General features: G+C 62.2%; 14 protein-coding genes. 7 read left to right on the top strand and 7 right to left on the bottom strand.

The window, feature by feature from the left end; all coding sequences use genetic code 11:
* Positions 1 to 466: 466 nt before the first annotated feature.
* From BWP39_RS02835 to BWP39_RS02820, 4 genes are all read right to left on the bottom strand, one after another.
* Positions 467 to 787 (bottom strand): DUF962 domain-containing protein, encoded by a 321-nt coding sequence (locus BWP39_RS02835; RefSeq protein WP_096716858.1) that lies wholly within the window; start codon positions 785 to 787, stop codon positions 467 to 469.
* 51 nt (positions 788 to 838) lie between these two features.
* Entirely contained in the window at positions 839 to 2,287 is a 1,449-nt protein-coding gene (locus BWP39_RS02830; RefSeq protein ID WP_235851366.1) for a coniferyl aldehyde dehydrogenase, read from the bottom strand.
* Between the two features lie 30 nt (positions 2,288 to 2,317).
* Positions 2,318 to 4,243 (bottom strand): acyl-CoA synthetase, encoded by a 1,926-nt coding sequence (locus BWP39_RS02825; protein WP_096716857.1) that lies wholly within the window; start codon positions 4,241 to 4,243, stop codon positions 2,318 to 2,320.
* 66 nt (positions 4,244 to 4,309) lie between these two features.
* On the bottom strand, positions 4,310 to 5,899 hold the full coding sequence (locus BWP39_RS02820; protein ID WP_096716856.1) for a GMC family oxidoreductase: 1,590 nt from the start codon (positions 5,897 to 5,899) through the stop codon (positions 4,310 to 4,312).
* 257 nt (positions 5,900 to 6,156) lie between these two features.
* Here BWP39_RS02820 and BWP39_RS02815 point away from each other — a divergent pair, with 257 nt between their 5' ends.
* On the top strand, positions 6,157 to 6,951 hold the full coding sequence (locus tag BWP39_RS02815; RefSeq protein ID WP_157915119.1) for a TetR/AcrR family transcriptional regulator: 795 nt from the start codon (positions 6,157 to 6,159) through the stop codon (positions 6,949 to 6,951).
* On the opposite strand, the gene BWP39_RS02810 is transcribed toward BWP39_RS02815, so the two are convergent.
* A complete protein-coding gene (locus BWP39_RS02810; protein ID WP_096716854.1) occupies positions 6,912 to 7,190 on the bottom strand; it encodes an oxidative damage protection protein in 279 nt (92 codons plus the stop codon). The genes BWP39_RS02815 and BWP39_RS02810 overlap by 40 nt on opposite strands.
* Before the next feature lie 61 nt (positions 7,191 to 7,251).
* Positions 7,252 to 8,631, bottom strand: a complete 1,380-nt coding sequence (argA, locus tag BWP39_RS02805; RefSeq protein ID WP_096716853.1) for an amino-acid N-acetyltransferase — start codon at positions 8,629 to 8,631, stop codon at positions 7,252 to 7,254.
* A 23-nt stretch (positions 8,632 to 8,654) separates the two neighbouring features.
* Here argA and hrpA point away from each other — a divergent pair, with 23 nt between their 5' ends.
* From hrpA to BWP39_RS02780, 5 genes are all read left to right on the top strand, one after another.
* Entirely contained in the window at positions 8,655 to 12,857 is a 4,203-nt protein-coding gene (hrpA, locus tag BWP39_RS02800; RefSeq protein WP_096716852.1) for an ATP-dependent RNA helicase HrpA, read from the top strand.
* Positions 12,858 to 13,007: 150 nt separating this feature from the next.
* Positions 13,008 to 13,967, top strand: coding sequence for a YVTN family beta-propeller repeat protein (locus BWP39_RS02795; RefSeq protein ID WP_235851383.1), 960 nt, complete (start codon positions 13,008 to 13,010; stop codon positions 13,965 to 13,967).
* 53 nt (positions 13,968 to 14,020) lie between these two features.
* On the top strand, positions 14,021 to 15,019 hold the full coding sequence (locus BWP39_RS02790; protein ID WP_096716851.1) for a sterol desaturase family protein: 999 nt from the start codon (positions 14,021 to 14,023) through the stop codon (positions 15,017 to 15,019).
* 135 nt (positions 15,020 to 15,154) lie between these two features.
* On the top strand, positions 15,155 to 15,982 hold the full coding sequence (locus BWP39_RS02785; RefSeq protein ID WP_096716850.1) for an EI24 domain-containing protein: 828 nt from the start codon (positions 15,155 to 15,157) through the stop codon (positions 15,980 to 15,982).
* 20 nt (positions 15,983 to 16,002) lie between these two features.
* Positions 16,003 to 16,848, top strand: a complete 846-nt coding sequence (locus tag BWP39_RS02780) for a competence/damage-inducible protein A (RefSeq protein WP_096716849.1) — start codon at positions 16,003 to 16,005, stop codon at positions 16,846 to 16,848.
* 103 nt (positions 16,849 to 16,951) lie between these two features.
* Here BWP39_RS02780 and BWP39_RS02775 read toward each other — a convergent pair whose 3' ends face one another.
* Positions 16,952 to 17,416 (bottom strand): rhodanese-like domain-containing protein, encoded by a 465-nt coding sequence (locus BWP39_RS02775; protein ID WP_096716848.1) that lies wholly within the window; start codon positions 17,414 to 17,416, stop codon positions 16,952 to 16,954.
* A gap of 476 nt (positions 17,417 to 17,892) precedes the next feature.
* Between BWP39_RS02775 and glnA the strand changes: the two genes are divergently transcribed.
* Positions 17,893 to 19,308, top strand: a complete 1,416-nt coding sequence (glnA, locus tag BWP39_RS02770) for a type I glutamate--ammonia ligase (RefSeq protein WP_091014389.1) — start codon at positions 17,893 to 17,895, stop codon at positions 19,306 to 19,308.
* Positions 19,309 to 19,356: the final 48 nt, after the last annotated feature.

Genomic DNA, 19,356 nt, shown 5'->3' with positions numbered 1-19,356 from the left:
GTGCGCCGGGCCACGGTTGCTGGGGGAGTGCAGTTTCGCGAGCAGACGATGGCGGGAAGCTACGTACGCTACGTGAAGTCGACAGACAATGCCGACGCCTTCGCATCGCACAGGTCGTCGCGAAAGTGCACTCGTCTGAGGTGCTGACAGGGTTGCATCTGCGTGGCCGTGGAAGGGGGGCAGATGCATGAAGACGCGGGCAGAAGCTGCTTGCGTCGCCGTAAGGCTGGAAACGAAAAAGGCCGTAAGCCTTCTTGTATGAAAACAGCTCAACTCGTTGCGGACTGCGCTACCCGAGGACTAACCTGCGAATGAACGCGTGCGGTGAATTGAGCGCGAATGAAGGTGAATTGCTGTTGGAACGGTGCACATGTTAACACGATGCAAGACGATCGTGCAAACGCGGGAAGCGGCGGGACGGCTGCGATGAGACCGCAAACCCTTGTCCCGCGGGGGATTCAGCGAATCAACGCCCGGTTGCGGAACGCGTAAGCGGTCGGCCGAGCAGGATGTCCCTGTACATCACCCAGTCGCCAAGCAGACTGTAGAAAGGATGATTGAACGTGGCGGGCCGGTTCTTTTCGAAGAAGAAATGGCCGACCCACGCGAACCCATAGCCGACCACGGGAATCAGCCAGAGCCAGCGCAATTGTCCGGTGATGATCGCGAACGCGGCGATACACAACACAAGCGTGCTGCCGACGAAATGAAGGCGTCGGCAGGTCAGGTTTTGATGCTCGCTCAGATAGAACGGATAGAACTCGCGGAAGCTATTGAATTTCGCCATGCGTTTCTCCAGAAAAAGTGAGCGGCTTCGCACCGCTGCCACACATCCTGCTTATCCCTTCAGCTTGACCAGCAGATTCATCAGCTTCATCGTGCGCGACGTATAAGGCGGCTGGAACATCATCTGTATCGACGAGAATCGCGCCTGGTAAAACACGGGCCGCAACTTCGAGAACGTGATGAACCCTTCGTGGCCGTGGTAATGCCCCATCCCGCTTGCGCCCACCCCACCGAACGGCATGTCGTGCTGGGCCACATGCAGAATGCCTTCATTGACCGACACGCCGCCGGACATCACCCGATCGATGTACAGATCCTGAACCTGCTTGTCGTGCGAGAACGGATAAATCGCCAGCGGCCGGTCGCGTCCTGTGATGTAGCGGATCACTTCTTCATGATCGCGATACGTCTTGATCGGCAGGATCGGGCCAAAGATCTCGCGCTGCATCAGCACCATGTCGTCGGTGACGTTGAGCACGATGTGCGGAGGGAACTTGCGCAGTTTGCTATTAGGCGTCTGGCCCGCAGCGAGATTGATGAGCGTTGCACCCTTCGCTTTGGCATCGTCGAGCGTGTCATTGAGGCGCTGGAATGAACGCTCGTCGATGATCGATGTGTAGTCGCCGCCATTGATGTCGGGATAGCGCTCGCTCAGCAACTGCTTTGCTGCGCTGACGAAGGCATCGACCTGCGTCTCCGGCAGAAACAGATAATCGATGTTGGTACAGATCTGGCCGGCATTGAGCAGCTTGAGCCACATCACGCGTTTCGCCGCGGTTTCGATCGGGTAGTCAGCGGCGACGATTGCCGGCGATTTCCCGCCGAGTTCGAGCGTGACCGGTGTCAGATTGCGTGCCGCGTTCGCCATCACGGAGCGGCCGGTCTGTCCGGAGCCGGTGAACAGCAGGTGATCGAACGGCAACGAACTGAACGCCGGTCCGCGTCCGCCGGCATCTTCGAAGAACGTCAGCTTGTCGGGCGAAAAGTATTTCGGACTGGTGGTGGCGAGCAAATGCGCAAGATGCGCGGAGTTTTCCGACATCTTCACCATCGCGCGATTGCCGGCGGCGAAGATCGACGTGAGCGGCGCAAACGACAGATTGAGCGGGAAATTCCACGGCACGATGACACCGATCACGCCCAGCGGCTGCGGAATCACGCGGTTTTTCGCCAGCGGATACAGCGTCGCGTCTAACCGGCGCTTCGACGGTTTCATCCAGCGCTTCAGGTGTTTGATCGCATCGCGGATGCCTTCGAGCACGACGAAGAATTCGCTGAACAGGGTCTCGAATTCGGAGCGGTTGCCGTAGTCGAGATTGATCGCTTCGATAAACGCCGCGCGGTTTTCCTTCAGCATGCGCGCAAGCGACTTCAGATCGGCCACGCGTTGCGCATACGGCGGATTGGGCTCGGCCAGATAGGCGGCACGTTGTCGCGCGAAGCATTGTTCGAATTCGACCGGAATCGCTATGCCAGGCATATCGCGTTCATTCATGTTCATTGTTTTCTCCCTTCAGAAACGCTGTCGCGTTCAATCGCCTCTAGCGAGGGTTGGTGTAACTGCAATTTCGAACGGCACGGTGAACTGTCCGAGGATGTCGCGTGCAGCGGCTTCATCGGACGCGTTGAACAACATTGCCCGGAGCACGTCGCCACGGGTTCTGTTTTCGAGCATGGTGAGTTCGAATGGGATGCCGGCTTGACGCAGGGCCGCCGCCAGCGTTTCCGCGATTTCGAGCCGCTTGAGCGCCGGTTTGAAGATCTTGCCGACCGCGGTCAACGGCATGATGTCGATGATGCGAACCTGCTTCGGCAGTGCCGCGCGCTCGCCGATCTGGCCGGCGGCGAATTCGGCGAGTTCGGCTTCTGTTACCGTCGCGCCCGGTTTGAGTTGCACGTAGACCACCGGCAGCTCGCCGGCATAAGCGTCCGGACGTGCTACCGCGGCGGCGAATTGCACATCGGGATGGCGTAGTAGTGGACCTTCGATCACAGCCGGATCGATGTTATGGCCACCGCGGATAATCAGTTCTTTCTTGCGTCCGGCGAGCCAGAAATAACCGTCGGCATCTTGTCGACCCAGATCGCCGGTATTGAGCCAGCGACGCCCGTCGCCGAGATCGAGCCAGATGTCGCGATTGTGTTCTTCGGCGAGATAGCCGGCAAATACGTTTGGGCCGGAGACCGCGAGTACACCGTTTTCGTCGACGGCGCAATCGCGCAGATAATGACCGTCGGCATCGAGTACGACGGCCTTCATCGACTGCGCCGGCAGGCACAGGCCGATCGAGCCAATGCGGCGTTCGCCATCTGCCGGATTCAGGCTGCTCACAGCCGAGGTTTCGGTCAGTCCGTAGCCTTCGAGAATCTTGATGCCCGACGCGGTTTCGAACCGGCGAAACACTTCAGTCGGCATTGAAGCCGCACCGCAGATGCCGTATTCAAGCGAACCCAGATCGTGCTTGCCGGTGGGCACCTGCAGGAGCGCCGCGTAAACGGTCGGCACGGCCATGAAGAAATTCACGCGATGTCGCTCGACGATCTCCCAGAAGCGGGGGATCACGCCTTCGCCGCGATAGCCTTGCGGCGTGCCGAGGATCACCTGCGCGCCAACCGAGAACGGGAACAGGCCGGTACAACTCCCTGCGTTCACATGAAACAGCGGCAAGCCGCAGAAGATGCTTTTGCCAGGTTTAAGTCCGGGCAGCGTCTGCATGAGCATCCACGTATTCGCGATCTCGTTGCCGTGCCGACGCTTCGCGATTTTAGGCAGACCGGTGGTGCCGCCGGTACAGAACAGCGACGCGACATCGCTGGCTTCGATGATGCGTTCGCCAAGCAGACGATCGGCCGGTTGCTGGTCGAGCGTTGCGTTGAAATCATGTACGTCCACGTGCGGGGCCAGGCCTTTGCGCAGTTCGGCGTAATCGAATGGCTGCTTTGCAGCGGGCACGCGATCGGCGAGATCGACCAGCATCACATGGCGCAGCGAATCGATCCCGGCCAGCGCAGGCTTCAGTTTTGGCCACAGATCGCTGCCGAGCGTCGGCGCGAGCGTGACCAGTACCGTCGCCTGCATGGCCGTCAGCAGCGAGACGATCGAAGCCGGTTCCAGTAACGGATTGATAGCAGCCGCGATTCCGGCTGTTTCAGCACCCCATATCGTGAAGTGTGTTTCCGGGAGATTGGGCAGCAGGAAACAGACGACATCGTCCTTGCGCACACCGAGCGCATGGAAGCTGTTGGCCGCCTGCGTGATCCGGCGCAGCAGGGCAGCGTAGTCCCACGTTTCCGGATCTTCGTGCATGTCGGCGCGCAGGAAAAACGACAGCGCAGGGGCAGCCGGATCGATTGCCGCGCCGCGCTGGATCATCTCGTACGTACTGACAGGCAGATTCGCGGGTGGCCATTGCGTCTCGCCGGTATGGCTGTGCTGCGAGGGTGCGACGTCCTTCATGTTCGGTTTCCTTGCTTCATGAGCCTGTCGCCGGACCACGCAGGTGGGCGATGAGGCACACACGTCCTAGCGATATTCTTCGGCGAGCCATTCCGCTGCACGCTCGCCAATCATGATGGTCGGCGCATTGGTGTTGCCACTGACAATCTGCGGCATGATCGAAGCATCGGCAATGCGCAGCGCTTCGAGACCACGCACGCGCAACTGCGGATCGACGACGCTGGCCGCGTCACTCCCCATGCGGCAACTACCGACGGGGTGATAAACGGTATCCGCGCGCTCGCGAATCTGTGCGCGCAATTCTTCGTCGCTGCGTGCTGCCGGGTAGAGGTCTTTCGGCTTAAAGGCGGCGAGTGTCGGGGCTTGCATGATCCGGCTCATCAGGCGCGCGCCTCTCACCATCGTCTCGAGATCGTCCGGATTCGACAGAAAGCCTGGATCGATCAATGGAGCGGCATGAATATCGGCGCTCGCAAGCTTGACGCTGCCGCGGCTTTTCGGACGCAACTGACAGACGTGCCCCGTGATGCCGGTACCCAGATGCAACTTGCGCGCATGATCGTCGACGATGGCGATGAGAAAGTGCATCTGAACGTCCGGGCGCGATAGCGACGGATCGCTTTTGAAGAAACCGCCGGCTTCGGCAATATTGCTGGCGATCATCCCGCGATGCTCGCGGCGATAACGGCGAATTTCCTTCATCGTGCGCAACGGTTCGCTTGCGCACACACCCAGTAGCTCCGGGTTGCGCACACGATGACAGGTCACCACATCGAGGTGATCGTGCAGATTGGCGCCCACCTGCGCGGCGTCGTGCACGACCGGAATGCCGTGTGCCGCGAGATGTTCGCCCGGGCCGACACCGGAGCACATCAGCAGTTGCGGCGTGCCAAAGGCACCGCTCGCGAGTACGACTTCGGCACGCGCACGCAAGCTGCGGCGCGCGCCGTTCTGTTCTACTTCGACGCCGACACAGCGCTTTCCTTCGAAGAGAAGTCGCATTGCCTGCGTGTGGGTCAGTACTTCCAGGTTCGGCAACGACGCGCTGTACAGATACGCGCGTGCGGCGTTCCAGCGTTCGCCGCTCTTGATCGTGCGCTGGTACATACCGGCGCCTTCCTGGTCAGCGCCGTTGAAATCGGGGTTGTGCGGCAAACCGGCTTCGCGGGCCGCTTCGATGAACGCGAGCGAAAACGGATTGGGGTCGGGCGTATCGCTGACATGCAGCGGACCGCCGCTGCCGTGCCACTCATCGTCGCCGCGCGTGTTGTCTTCGGCGCGTTTGAAGTAGGGCAGAACCTCGTTCCAGCTCCAGCCGGCGCAGCCTTGCCCGGCCCAGTCGTCGTAGTCGTCGTGCTGACCGCGGATATACACCATCGCATTGATGGAGCTCGAGCCGCCGATGACGCGCCCACGCGGCTGGTAGCCGCGGCGGCCATTCAGGCCCGGCTGCGGCACGGTCTCATAGGCATAATTGCGCGCATTGCGGCGTGGTCCGACGAGCGCAACAGCCGTCGGAACACGAATCAGAAAGCTGTTGTCGTCGGGCCCCGCTTCGAGCAGCGCAATGCGGGCCTGCGGGCGCAGGCGCGCCAGACGTCCCGCGACTGCGCAGCCGCCCGAGCCGCCACCGACGACGATGAAATCGTATTCCAAGGATGCTCCTCTCAGATATCTCGTGTCCCGAGATGTGCTTCGGCGCCACGCAACCGCGCCCTGGTGCGGCCTTTTCGTGCGTTTTAACGTAACAGCATTGTTATTATTGACGGCAATCGTAACAGTGGTGTTTCGATTGAACAAGAATTTTGCAGTTGCCTAGGGGAAGACACTGAGATGCCCGGCGATATGCCAGATAACATAACGCGGATGTTATGATTTGCGCCGTGTATGTGTTTGCTGAGGCGATGACCCCGATGTCGACTTCCCCACCCGATGCGGTGCGCCGCACCAGGACAACGAAAAAGGCTGAACCCAAAGCACGCAGGCCAGGACGTCCGTCCGCAGACGAACCTTCAGGGCAGGAGTTGCGTGAACTGGTGATCGATGCGGCGAGAAGCGTCTACGCCGAGCATGGCTTTCATCGCAGTTCCGTCGAACAGTTGCTGGTGGCCGCGAAGATTTCGCGCCCCACGTTCTACCGGTTGTTCGACGATAAACGTGAGGTGTTCGACGAACTGATTGCGAGACTCAAGGCGGGGTTGGCGGAATCGGTGACGCAGGCCATGGCGAGAGCCAGCTCGCTGCATGAACTGGTCGAGTACGGGCTCGATGCTTTCTTCGAGTGGCAGAGCGAAGACGCAGCGGTAATAGGCGCGCTATACCGCGAGATACACGATCTGAATTCGCCCGCGAGCGCCCATCGCGACCGCACGGTGGCCTACTTGAACGAAGCGTTCACGAAGCGGGCAGAAGCGCTCGGATATCCGAAAGTCGATCCACTGCTATACGACGCGTTGCTGCATGTCACCGAGTATGTCGCTGCGATGTCTTTCATGAACAACCCGACATCGAAAGCGCAGATTCGCAGAAGTCGTCAGGTCGCGTCGAGGATCATGCTGGCGGCGCTGCTGTCCGGGGTGGACGATCGCCAGATTCCGCCGCTTCCTCTGCTCGGTGCGAAGAGAAGCCGGCGGGGCGGTGAGCCGCGTCGCGGCCACCGCGGTACGGCTTATTCGCTTTGCGACGGCGGCACGAACCCCGACGCCTGATCGGCACCTTCGCCGAAGAAGAACTTTTCGGTCTGCTTCATCAGATACTGGCGCGCGCGCGGATCGGCCATGTTCAGGCGGTTTTCGTTGATCAGCATGGTCTGCTGCTTGAGCCATGCCTGCCAGGCTTCCTTCGAGATGCCCTCGTAAATCCGTTTGCCGAGTTCGCCGGGTAGCGGCGGGAAATCGAGGCCTTCGGCTTCCTTGCCGAGCTTCGCGCATTGAACCAAACGAGCCATGCTGTGCTTCTCCTGTAATCGATGTGGGGTGGCAGTCGCGCCTGTGCCGCGTATGCGGTGCTCAGAGCTGCTTCATCAGCACAAGTGACTTGCGCTGCCAGTTATATAGACGACGGCGATCTTCGGGCAGGTCGTCGACCGTTGCCTTTACAAAGCCGCGTTTGAGGAACCAGTGTTCGGTGCGGGTCGTCAGCACGAAGATGCGCGTGAGACCGCGGGCCCGCGCGCGCTGCTCGATGCGCTTGAGCAACCGCTCGCCGTCGCCGGAACCTTGCGCTTCCGGTGCGACCGTCAGGCACGCCATTTCGCCGATGCGCTCCTGCGGATACGGATAGAGCGCCGCGCAGCCGAATAGCACCGCATCGTGCTCGATCACCGAGAAGTGGTCGATGTCGCGTTCGATCTGGTGGCGATCGCGCCGCACGAGCGTGCCGTCGGTTTCGAGCGGCTCGATCAGCGTCAGGAGGCCGCCGACGTCGTCCGGCGTCGCTTCGCGCAGGCTTTCCAGATTCTCGTACGAGATCATCGTGCCGACGCCATCGTGCAGGAACAGTTCGAGCAGCAGGCTGCCGTCGAGCGCGTATGGAATGATGTGCGCCCGTGCGACTCCGCCGCGGCACGCGCGGATCGAGTGCTTCAAATAGAAGCCCGCGTCGCCAGTGACTTCGCCGCTTTCATGCAGTTTGAAAGCGTCGTCGAGCGACAGTTCGCGGATCAGCTCGCTCTGGTCGTCCATCAGACCGGGCGTTTCGGTGAGAAACACGATCTTGTCGGCGCGCAGCGCGATGGCCGCGGCGGACGCAACGTCTTCCATCGACAGATTGAACGCTTCGCCGGTCGGCGAGAAACCGAGCGGCGACAGCAACACGAGCTTGCGGCTTGCCAGCGAATGGCGGATCGAATCCGCGTCGATCTTGCGCACGACACCGGTGTGCGCGAAATCGACGCCGTCGAGAATCCCGACCGGCCGCGCGGTGACGAAGTTGCCGGACACGACGCTGATGTGCGCATGCGCCATCGGCGTGTTCGGCAAGCCCTGGCTGATCGCGGCTTCGATGTCGAGGCGCACTTCGCCGGCGGCTTCTTTCGCGGATTCGAGCGCGCGGGCATCGGTGATGCGCATGCCGTGCGAGAACTCGGATTCGACGCCGTGCAGGCTCATCTGCTCTTCGACCTGCGGGCGTGAGCCGTGTACCAGCACGATCTGGATGCCCATCGCCTGCAGCAGCGCGATGTCGGAGACGAGCGCACTGAGCAGGCCCTCGTGCACCACTTCGCCGCCGAACCCGACGACGAACGTCTTGTTCCGGAACTCGTGAATATAGGGGGCGACCGAACGCATCCAGTCGACAAATTGCGCATGCGGCAAGTCGGATTCCAGGGCTTGGGGGGCCGCCGGAACGCTCTCGGGCGCGGGGACGAGGTCGGGTTGAGAATTCATGCCCGGGATTATAATGCGCCCCCATGTCGAATGTATCCAAAAGTCCCGCTTCGCCGGATGCGAAAAATGCGTCGGGTGCCGGGCAAGACAAGCCGGCGCAGCCCCGCCCCGACACGGCGCCCGCGCGGCGCCCGCAGCAGCACGCGCCGAAGCATGTGTCGAAGCCGCCGCGCCGTGGGCCATCTGGAGCGCCAGGAGTGTCTGGCCAGCCCGGTGAGCCCGGTAAATCCACGGGCAATAACAACCGTCCCGCTCCGCGCGCGCCGCGCATCGTCGAGCCGAACCCGATCCCGCCGATCACCTTCCCGGAAGCGCTGCCGGTCTCCGGCCGGCGCGACGAAATCGCGCGTGCGATTGCCGGGAATCAGGTCGTGATCGTCAGTGGTGAAACCGGTTCGGGCAAGACGACCCAGTTGCCGAAAATCTGTCTTACGCTTGGCCGCGGTCTTGGCGCCGGCGGCTCGGGCCTGATCGGGCACACGCAGCCGCGGCGTATCGCGGCGTCCGCGACCGGCCGCCGGATCGCCGAAGAACTCGGTACGCCGTTCGGCGAAGTGGTCGGCTACAAGGTGCGCTTCACCGACAATCTCGCTCCGGGCGCGTCGGTCAAGCTGATGACCGACGGTATCCTGCTGGCCGAAACGCAGACCGATCCGCTGCTGCGCGCGTACGACACGCTGATCATCGACGAAGCACACGAGCGCAGCCTGAACATCGATTTTCTGCTCGGCTACCTGAAAGAGATCCTGCCGAAGCGGCCCGATCTGAAGCTGATCGTCACGTCCGCCACGATCGACGCGGACCGTTTTGCGCGGCACTTCGGCAGTGACGAGCGGCCGGCGCCGGTGATCGAGGTGAGCGGCCGGCTCTATCCGGTCGAGGTGCGCTACCGGCCGGTCGCCGAAGACAGCCCCGCGGTGAAGGCCGCCGAAGGCACGGCCGGCCGCGAGCGGGCCCGCGGCGGCGCGGGCCGCGACCGCGATCTGATGGAGGCGATCGTCGATGCGGTCGACGAGCTGTGCCGCGAAGGTCCGGGCGACGTGCTGGTGTTCCTGCCCGGCGAGCGCGAGATTCGCGACGCCGCGGAAGCGCTGCGCAAGCACCATCCACCGCATACGGAAATCCTGCCGCTGTTCGCGCGGCTGTCGGCGGCGGAGCAGGAACGCGTGTTCCGCACGTCGAGCGCGCGGCGCATCGTGCTCGCGACCAACGTCGCCGAAACTTCGCTGACGGTGCCGGGCATCCGCTATGTGGTCGATACCGGGCTGGCGCGCGTCAAGCGCTATTCGTACCGCAACAAGGTCGAGCAGTTGCAGGTCGAGTCGATCTCGCAAGCGGCGGCGAACCAGCGCGCGGGCCGCTGCGGCCGGGTGGCCGACGGTATCTGTATCCGTCTTTACGAAGAGACCGATTTCCAGGCGCGGGTGCGTTTCACCGATCCGGAAATCCTGCGCTCGTCGCTGGCGGCGGTGATTCTGCGGATGAAGTCGCTGCATCTGACCGGAATTGAAACCTTCCCGTTTATCGAGCCGCCGCCGGGCCGCGCGATCGCCGACGGTTACCAGTTACTGAACGAACTCGGCGCCGTCGATGACGACAACGCGCTGACGCCGCTCGGCCGCGAGCTGGGGCGCTTGCCGCTCGATCCGCGGGTCGGCCGGATGATTCTTGCCGCGCGCGACCAGCAGGCGTTGCGCGAGGTGCTGATTATTGCGAGCGCACTCTCGGTGCAGGACCCGCGCGACCGGCCGATCGAGGCGCAGGAGCAGGCCGATCAGGCGCACCGGCGTTTCGCCGACGAGCGTTCGGAATTCCTGCAGTGGCTGAAGATCTGGGCGTGGTTCGAAGAAGCGATCGAGCACAAGAAGTCGAACCGGCAGTTGGCCGACGCGTGCCGCGCGAATTTCCTGTCGCATCTGCGCTTGCGCGAATGGCGCGACGTGCACTCGCAACTGCTGACGGTAGTGCGCGAACACGGCTGGCGTCTGAACGAAACCGAAGCGACCTTCGAGCAGATCCATCTCGCGTTGCTCACGGGCCTGCTCGGCAATATCGGCCTGAAAGCCGACGACGAACCGCACTACCTCGGCGCGCGCGGTATCAAGTTCTTCCTGTGGCCGGGTTCGGCGCTGGTGAAGAAAGCAGGGCGCTGGGTAATCGCCGCCGAACTCGTCGAGACGAGCCGGCTGTACGCACGCTGTATCGCGAAGATCGAGCCGGAGTGGATCGAGCGGGTCGGCGCGCATCTATTGAAGAAATCGCTCTCCGAGCCGCACTGGGAAAAGCGCGCGGCCCAGGTGTCGGCGTTCGAGCGGGCGGTGCTGTACGGCCTGACGGTGTATCACCGGCGGCGTGTGAGTTTCGGCAAACAGGACCCGGCGCGGGCGCGCGAGCTGTTTATCCGCGGCGCGCTGGTCGAAGGCGAATTCGACACGAAGCTCGCGTTCTTTGCACATAACCGCAAGTTGTTCGCCGATATCGAGCAGCTCGAACACAAGTCGCGTCGTCAGGATGTGCTGGTCGACGACGAACTGATTTTCGGCTTCTACGATCAGGCGATTCCGCAGGGCATGCATACGGGCGCCGCGTTCGAGCGCTGGTATCGCGACGAGGTGAAGAAGAGCGGGCAGCCGGAAGAGCGCTTGCGGCTGCTGTATCTGTCGCGCGATGACCTGATGCGGCACGAAGCTGCCGGTGTTACCACCGATCTGTTCCCGAAGCGGATGACGATGTCGGGTGTCGAGATGACACTAACGTATCACTTCGAGCCAGGCACGCCGCGCGATGGCGTGACGCTCGCGCTGCCGCTGTATGCGCTGAACCAGGTCGACGCACGGCGCTGCGAGTGGCTCGTGCCGGGCATGATCAAGGAAAAGACCCAGTTGCTGCTGAAGTCGCTGCCGCAGAAGCTGCGCCGTCATTGCGTGCCGCTGCCGGAATACGCAGCGGGTTTTGTCGAACGCACCGGCGGTCCGCGTTTTGGCGCGGGCGGTCTGCTCGAAACGTTGATCGCGGATATCCGCGAACAGACGCAGGTCGCCGTCCGGCAAGCGGACTTCAAGCTCGAAACGCTGGCGGCGCACCTGTTCATGAATTTCAAGGTCGTCGACGAGCACGGACGACAGCTCGCGATGGGTCGCAATCTCGCGCAGTTGCGCGCTGAACTCGGTGGTCAGGCGCAGCAGCATTTTCAGCAGATTGCGGCGGGGGCGGCCGGTGCTGCGCTTGCCGATGTGGCGGGTGGGGGTGCCAGTGTTGCTGCGAGTACGCGCGGTGCCGCAGCCGGAGCGTTGCCAGTACCGGCGACGCGTGGCAAACCCACGTCCGCGGCGCCACAAACCGCACGGCAAGAAGGCACGGCGTCTGGCACGGCGCTCTACGAAAACCTCACCACCTGGAATTTCGGCAAGCTGCCTGAACTGCTCGAAATCCGCCGCGGCGGGCAGACGCTGTTCGGCTATCCGGCGCTCGTCGATCGCGGCACACATTGCGACGTCGAGGTATTCGATTCGCCCGATGAAGCTGCGCGCATCCATCGCGCGGGTCTGCGGCGGCTCTTCGCGCTGCAGTTGCGCGAGCCGATCCGCTACCTTGAGAAGAACCTGCCGGGGTTGCGCGAGATGGCGATGCAGTTCATGCCGCGCGGCTCTCAGGAAGAATTGCGCGACCAGTTGATCGACGTCGCGCTCGATCGCGCGTGCCTGCAAGAACCGCTGCCCGACGACGACGCGAGTTTTCACGCGCGCCGTGACGAAGGCAAGGGGCGCCTCACGTTGCTCGCTCAGGAGATCGCGCGGCTGGTTGGGCAGATTCTCGGCGAGTACGCGGCGGCCGCGAAGAAACTCGTGCAGGCGAAGTCGTTCGGCGCGGCGTATGCGGATCTCAGCAGCCAGCTCGATACGTTGATCGGAAAACGCTTTGTCATCGATACACCGTATCAGCAGCTCACGCATTTTCCTCGCTATCTGAAGGGCATCGCGCTGCGCATCGACAAGCTGAAAGCCGATTCGGCACGCGATGCCCGGCAGTCGGCGGAATTCCAGCCGCTGTTGCAGCACTATCAACGCGCGCTCGCGCAGCGCGGTGGCGTCGCCGATCCGCGTCTTGCGGAGTTTCGCTGGCTGCTCGAAGAACTGCGCATTTCACTGTTCGCGCAGGAACTGCGTACGCCGATGCCGGTGTCGGTGAAGCGGCTCGTCAAGGTGTGGGAATCGATGCAGCGTTGAACGTAGCGGGGTTTGCGGCTAATTGCAGCAAACCCCGGCAACCGCGCGCTCTGGCAAACGTTCTACAATGACGGCTGTTCTTCGAAGTCATTCTTCATGTCCATATTCTCTCTTCGTCGTTTGACCGGTACGTTCGCAGCGGGTGCGGCGATGGTTGCCGCAGCAGGTCTGTTTTCCCCGGCAGTTCACGCGAACAACGTGATCGTGCTCAATTCCGGCGAAGCCACGCTGAGCCTGATCGACGAGGCCACGCGTCAGGTGGTGTCGACCGTGCCGACCGGCAAGGAGCCGCACCATCTGATGGCGACGCCCGACAACGCGTCGCTGATCGTCGCGAATTCGGTGTCCAACAACCTGTTGTTCGTCGATCCGAAAACCGGCAAGCCGCAACGCTGGATCGAAAACATCGAAGATCCCTACCAGATCGTTTTTTCACCCGACCGTAAATGGCTCGTTACGACGGGGCTGCGGCTCGACCGTCTGGACATCTATCACTTCGACGGACGCGACCCGACGCTCGCGAAGCGTCTGCCGCTCGCGGTGATGCCAAGCCATATGGCGTTCACGAACGACAGCAAAACCGTATTTGTAACGCTGCAGGTTTCTGGCGAACTGGCTGCGATCGATCTGCCGACGCAGACCATCAAGTGGAAGATGAAACTCGGCAAGGTGCCGGCCGGCCTGTGGATGACCCCCGGCGAAAAGTACCTGCTGGTTGGCATGACCGGCGCCGATTACGTCGCGGTGGTGGACTGGAGAAACCAGACCATCGTCAAGACGATCCCGACCGGCAAGGGCGCGCATAACTTCCGCTCGCTCGCGGACGGCCGGCACGTCGCAGTATCGAACCGGGTAGCGAGTACGATCAGCATCATCGACGAAGAGTCGTTGACCAACGTCGGCGATATCACTGGCCTGATGCCAGGACCGGACGACATGGAACTCACGGCAGACAAGCGGTATTTGTGGGTGACGTTCCGCTTCGCGAAGCACGTCGGCATCATCGACCTGAGCACGCGCAAGCTGATCCAGACTATCGCGGTGGGTCGTTCGCCGCACGGCATCTATTTCTACGACCGCGCACCGGTCACGGCGCCGAACGGCGCGTGATGCGGGCACGAGTAAGCACCAACCGGCACGATCGGTAAGGCACGACAGACACCATGTTCCAGCTGATCTTCTCCGCGCTCGACAGCTTCGTTTCGACGGTGCAGACCACGCTGTACGTCGATATCGTGCAGCCGCTGCTGTTTCGCTTCGATCTGATGGGCTACGACGAAGACACCTACGACAGCCTGTACTGGGTGATCGTCGGCGTGTTCGAGGTGCTGGCGATGTACGCGGTACTGCGGCCGCTCGAAGCGCTGCGTCCGGTCGAGAAATGGGAAAACCGCAAGGCGGTGCGTGTCGACGTGCTCTATACATGGATTGCGAAGCTCGGCATCCTGAACCTGTTTTTCTTCTTCGCGCTGCAACCGCTGTTCGATCACGTACAGGGCTGGCTGCGGCTGCACAACATCGCGAACTTCGAGATCGACAACCTGTGGCCCGGCGTCACGACGCAACCGCTCGTGACATTCGTGATCTATCTGCTGGTGCTCGATTTCGCTGGGTACTGGTATCACCGCGGGCAACATCGTGTCGGCATCTGGTGGGAATTGCACGCGGTGCATCACAGCCAGCGCCAGATGTCGCTATGGACCGACGACCGTAACCATCTGCTCGACGATCTGATGCAGGCGTGTTTCTTTGCGCTGATCGCGCTGGTGATCGGTGTGCCGCCCGCGCAGTTCGTCGTCCTCGTCGCTATCACCAACCTTGCGCAAAGCGTCCAGCACGCGAATATCCGTCTGTACTTCGGCCGGTTCGGCGAACGGTTGCTGGTCAGTCCGACGTTTCATCGCCGGCATCATGCGATTGGCTACGGGCACGAGGGCCTCAAGTACGGCTGCAACTTCGGCGTACTGTTTCCATGGTGGGACATGCTGTTTCGCAGCGTCTCGTGGAACCGCGAGATGGAACCGACGGGGATTCGCGACCAGCTCGATGGCCGGCGCTATGGCGATGGTTTCTGGGCGCAGCACGGGCTGGCCTTCGTGCGGATCGGCAAGCGGCTCACCGCGAAACGGCGCGGATCAGGCAAGGATGCCGCGGCGCTCTGAACGGACCGGTGCGGCCGCGCTCGCACGGCTTACGTCGCCGTGCGGTTTACCGGGTGCCGGGCGAGTGGTTTATCCTGTCCCCGTGACACCTTCGTTCAATTCTTTTCACCGCTTCAATCACCGGCACCGGCTCGCATGAATGATCTGTTGCGCTCGTTCGGGCGCGCGCTGACGAGTGCGCTCCACCCGCGCATGCTCTGGCTGACCTTTATGCCGTTTGCGGCGGCAACGGTCGTGTGGGGCGTGATTCTCTGGTTCTTCTGGCAGACGCTGACCGGCGTTGCGCGTACATGGCTCGATAGCTGGTCGTTCACGACGACGCTGTACGGGCTGTTCAACTGGCTCGGGTTTTCGTCGCTGCATGCGGTGATCGCGCCGTTTCTCGTCGTCGCACTCGCCATCCCGCTGATCGTCGTCTCCGTACTGCTGCTGATCGCCACGCTATCGATGCCGGCCGTGGTCCGGCATCTGTCGCAGCGGCAGTTCACGAGCCTCGAGATGCGGCGCGGCGGGACATGGTACGGTAGCCTCGCGCATTCGCTGTTCACGACGCTGATCTGTCTCGTACTGCTCGTGGTGACGTTGCCGCTCTGGCTCGTGCCGCCGTTCTTCGCGCTGATTCCGCCGCTACTGTGGGGCTGGCTCACGTACCGCGTGATGACTTACGATGCGCTTGCGCTGCATGCAAGCGCCGACGAGCGGCGTGCGCTGATCCGGCGCTACCGGCTGCCGTTGCTGCTGATCGGCGTCGCGAGCGGTTTGCTCGGCTCGCTGCCTACCTTGTTGTGGGCATCGTCGGTCTGGCTGATTGTGCTGTTTCCGGTGGTGACCGCGGTGACCATCTGGATCTATGCGTTCATCCTCGTGTTTTCGGCGCTCTGGTTCGGCTACTACTGCCTGCGCGCGCTGCAACGGATGCGCGCCGAAGAGCAGGGCGCCCGCACGACGGCGACCCCTTACTGACTTCTTATCGAGAGGCGGCCATGGCATTTGGCGTCATCATCATCGGCGATGAAATCCTGTCGGGTAGACGCTCGGACAAGCATCTGCCGAAAGTCATCGAACTATTGAGCGCACGCGGACTGTCGCTCGAATGGGCCGACTATATCGGCGACGATCCGCAACGTATCGTCGATACGCTGCGTCGCACGTTTGCCTCGGGCGATATCGTGTTTTCGACCGGCGGTATTGGCGCCACGCCCGACGATCACACGCGCCAGTGCGCAGCAACCGCGCTCGGTGTGCCGCTCGAACTGCATCCGGAAGCTTCGGTGCTGATCCAGGAGCGGATTCGCGAGACGCATCCAGCGAACTCTCCCAAGCCAGTCGATCTCGACTCGCCGGACAACCGACATCGTCTGAACATGGGTACGTTCCCGCGCGGTGCGTCGATCATTCCGAACGGCTACAACAAGATCCCGGGCTTCTCGGTCGGCGATCATCACTTCGTGCCGGGCTTTCCGGTGATGGCGTGGCCGATGATCGAATGGGTACTGGACACGAAGTACGCGCACCTGCATCACGCGATGCCGCACGCGGAGAAGTCGCTGCTGGTGTTCGAGATGCCCGAGTCGACGTTGACGCCGCTCATGGAGAAGATCGAGCGTGATTTTCCTGGCGTGCGGGTGTTCAGCTTGCCGAGCGTCGGCGATGCGGAGCGTGGTGGCGTCTACGCGCGCCGGCATATTGATCTGGGCGTGAAGGGCGAGCCCGAAGCGGTGGCTGCGGCGTTCGTGAAACTGCGCGAAGGCGTGCATCAGCTGGGCGGCGATATCGTTGAGCCGGTGGTGGCTGACGTACCGTTTGTGGCGGGCAAGCCGCAAGGTTAACTTTTGACTTAACGAATGACGCGCTGCGCGGCCGGACGCGCAGCATCATCGGCCTGTCACATCGGGCGCCGAGCATGGGGCATGAATGCAGCCGTTCAGCGTGTCACGCGCCGATCCACGGCAAGCCGCGAAAGCACCATCCCGCCACCGTCTTGCGATGCCCCTGGCCATCCTTGTCGCCCTCGAATCCTTCCAGCAGATCGAATGCACGCGTGAAGCCGGCCTGGGTCGCGGCGATCGCGGCGAGCTTCGAGCGCGCCGCGCTACGGCACAGCAGGAGGACGGGGGTATCGGGGGAGACGACGAGGCGTAGTTGCTCGAGGAATTCCGGATTCGGCACGCCGCCTGGGTAGCGGGTCCATTCGACATGAGCGTACTGACCGTCGCCGATCACCGGGCGGCCGACCCAGTCGAGTTCGGCGCGCGTGCGCACGTCGACGAGCCGGGCGCTGGTGTCGAGTTGAAGAAGCTCGAAGGCTTCGGCCGGGGACACGGCGCCCGCATACGGCAACTGGTTCTCGGTACGGCGCCTGTCGGCCTGGGCGTACAGCTGTTCGAGCGTGCTCATGACGGCAAATCTCCTTCGGACCAAAGGAGCATTCTAGCTCGCGGAAGGTGGCGGCATCAGTGGGTCGTCAGGGCGTGACAACGCGGCACATCGGTTTTGGGTGGTGGCAGGGATGTTTGGGGAAGTTGTCTGGCGGGTGCGTTAAAGTGGTGCATATTTTCAGAAATGCACTAATGTGGTGTTCAATAGTGGCGCGTACTTTTGGGTTGCACCGAGATAGTGCTTCTTTGCTATCGTCGCCACGGTGCAGCGCTGCATGGAGCCCCGCCGATTCCCCGCAAACGCGCGCCGGCAAACGCGCTGCGCCGCTTTGGCGCATGTATGGCATGGAAGCTGCTTTATTGGTGCCGATCGATTCAGTCACGGGCCGCATGCCCTGATTCCCTGCTATCAGGATCAGGTGGACGTACCGGGATGGGTCAGCTAGATTTGGGCGGCGGCTCGATCCGCCGAATTCGTTAATCAGGAGATAGGTTATGAGTAAATCCGTGGCCGACGTCATGCAAATCGTCAAAGACGAAGACGTCAAGTTTGTCGACTTTCGTTTCACCGACACGCGCGGCAAAGAGCAACACGTTTCGGTGCCGGTGTCGGCATTCGATGAAGACAAATTCGAAAGTGGCCATGCGTTTGACGGTTCGTCGATTGCCGGCTGGAAGGGCATCGAGGCTTCGGACATGCTGCTGGTGCCGGACGCCGACACTGCGTTCATCGACCCGTTCTACGAAGAATCGACGCTCGTGCTGACCTGCGACGTCGTCGAGCCGGCAGACGGCAAGGGCTACGAACGCGATCCGCGCTCGCTCGCGAAGCGCGCTGAAGCGTACCTGAAGAGCTCGGGTCTCGGCGACACCGCGTACTTCGGTCCGGAACCTGAATTCTTCATCTTCGACTCGGTCCAGTGGAACACGGACATGTCGGGCAGCTTCGTGAAGATCGGTTCGGAAGAAGCACCGTGGTCGTCGGCGAAAGAATTCGAAGGCGGCAACACGGGTCACCGTCCTGGCGTGAAGGGCGGTTACTTCCCGGTCGCACCGGTCGATTCGTTCCAGGACATCCGCTCGGAAATGTGTCTGCTGCTCGAGCAGATCGGCATTCCGGTCGAGGTGCACCACCACGAAGTGGCCGGTCAAGGCCAGAACGAAATCGGCACCAAGTTCTCGACGCTCGTGCAGCGCGCCGACTGGACGCAGCAACTGAAGTACATCGTCCACAACGTTGCGCACACGTATGGCAAGACGGCGACGTTCATGCCGAAGCCGATCGTCGGCGACAACGGTTCGGGCATGCACGTGCACCAGTCGGTGTGGAAGGACGGCCAGAACCTGTTCGCAGGCAACGGCTACGCCGGCCTGTCGGAATTCGCGCTGTTCTACATCGGCGGCATCATCAAGCATGCTCGCGCGCTGAACGCGATCACGAACCCGACGACCAACTCGTACAAGCGTCTCGTGCCGCACTTCGAAGCACCGGTGAAGCTCGCCTACTCGGCGCGCAACCGTTCGGCATCGATCCGCATTCCGCACGTGTCGAGCCCGAAGGGCCGCCGTATCGAAACGCGCTTCCCGGATCCGATGGCGAATCCGTACCTGTGCTTCTCGGCGCTGCTGATGGCCGGTCTGGACGGCGTGCAGAACAAGATTCACCCGGGCGAAGCTGCCGACAAGAACCTGTACGACCTGCCGCCGGAAGAGGATGCAAAGATCCCGACCGTGTGTGCCGGCCTCGATCAGGCGCTCGAAGCACTCGACAAGGATCGCGAGTTCCTGACGCGCGGCGGTGTGTTCACCGACGCGATGATCGATGCGTACCTGGGTCTGAAGGAAGCCGAACTGCAACGCGTGCGCATGACCACGCACCCGGTCGAGTTCGAACTGTACTACTCGCTGTAAGCGGCGATGGCGCTTCGCCTGCTACGCAAGCGAAGCGCGCGCCCGACG

Source organism: Paraburkholderia acidicola (assembly GCF_002362315.1).
Taxonomy (GTDB): Bacteria; Pseudomonadota; Gammaproteobacteria; order Burkholderiales; family Burkholderiaceae; genus Paraburkholderia; species Paraburkholderia acidicola.
Note: the sequence above shows the minus strand (reverse complement) of the source record. Positions and strands in the feature narration are given on the sequence as shown.

Coding starts and splice junctions, on each gene's coding strand:
- BWP39_RS02815 (WP_157915119.1), top strand. CDS start 6,157: ATGTCGACTTCCCCACCCGATGCGGTGCGCCGCACCAGGACAACGAAA.
- BWP39_RS02835 (WP_096716858.1), bottom strand. CDS start 787: ATGGCGAAATTCAATAGCTTCCGCGAGTTCTATCCGTTCTATCTGAGC.
- BWP39_RS02790 (WP_096716851.1), top strand. CDS start 14,021: ATGTTCCAGCTGATCTTCTCCGCGCTCGACAGCTTCGTTTCGACGGTG.
- BWP39_RS02780 (WP_096716849.1), top strand. CDS start 16,003: ATGGCATTTGGCGTCATCATCATCGGCGATGAAATCCTGTCGGGTAGA.
- BWP39_RS02785 (WP_096716850.1), top strand. CDS start 15,155: ATGAATGATCTGTTGCGCTCGTTCGGGCGCGCGCTGACGAGTGCGCTC.
- BWP39_RS02795 (WP_235851383.1), top strand. CDS start 13,008: ATGGTTGCCGCAGCAGGTCTGTTTTCCCCGGCAGTTCACGCGAACAAC.
- BWP39_RS02775 (WP_096716848.1), bottom strand. CDS start 17,416: ATGAGCACGCTCGAACAGCTGTACGCCCAGGCCGACAGGCGCCGTACC.
- BWP39_RS02830 (WP_235851366.1), bottom strand. CDS start 2,287: ATGAACATGAATGAACGCGATATGCCTGGCATAGCGATTCCGGTCGAA.
- argA (WP_096716853.1), bottom strand. CDS start 8,631: ATGAATTCTCAACCCGACCTCGTCCCCGCGCCCGAGAGCGTTCCGGCG.
- BWP39_RS02810 (WP_096716854.1), bottom strand. CDS start 7,190: ATGGCTCGTTTGGTTCAATGCGCGAAGCTCGGCAAGGAAGCCGAAGGC.
- BWP39_RS02825 (WP_096716857.1), bottom strand. CDS start 4,243: ATGAAGGACGTCGCACCCTCGCAGCACAGCCATACCGGCGAGACGCAA.
- glnA (WP_091014389.1), top strand. CDS start 17,893: ATGAGTAAATCCGTGGCCGACGTCATGCAAATCGTCAAAGACGAAGAC.
- hrpA (WP_096716852.1), top strand. CDS start 8,655: ATGTCGAATGTATCCAAAAGTCCCGCTTCGCCGGATGCGAAAAATGCG.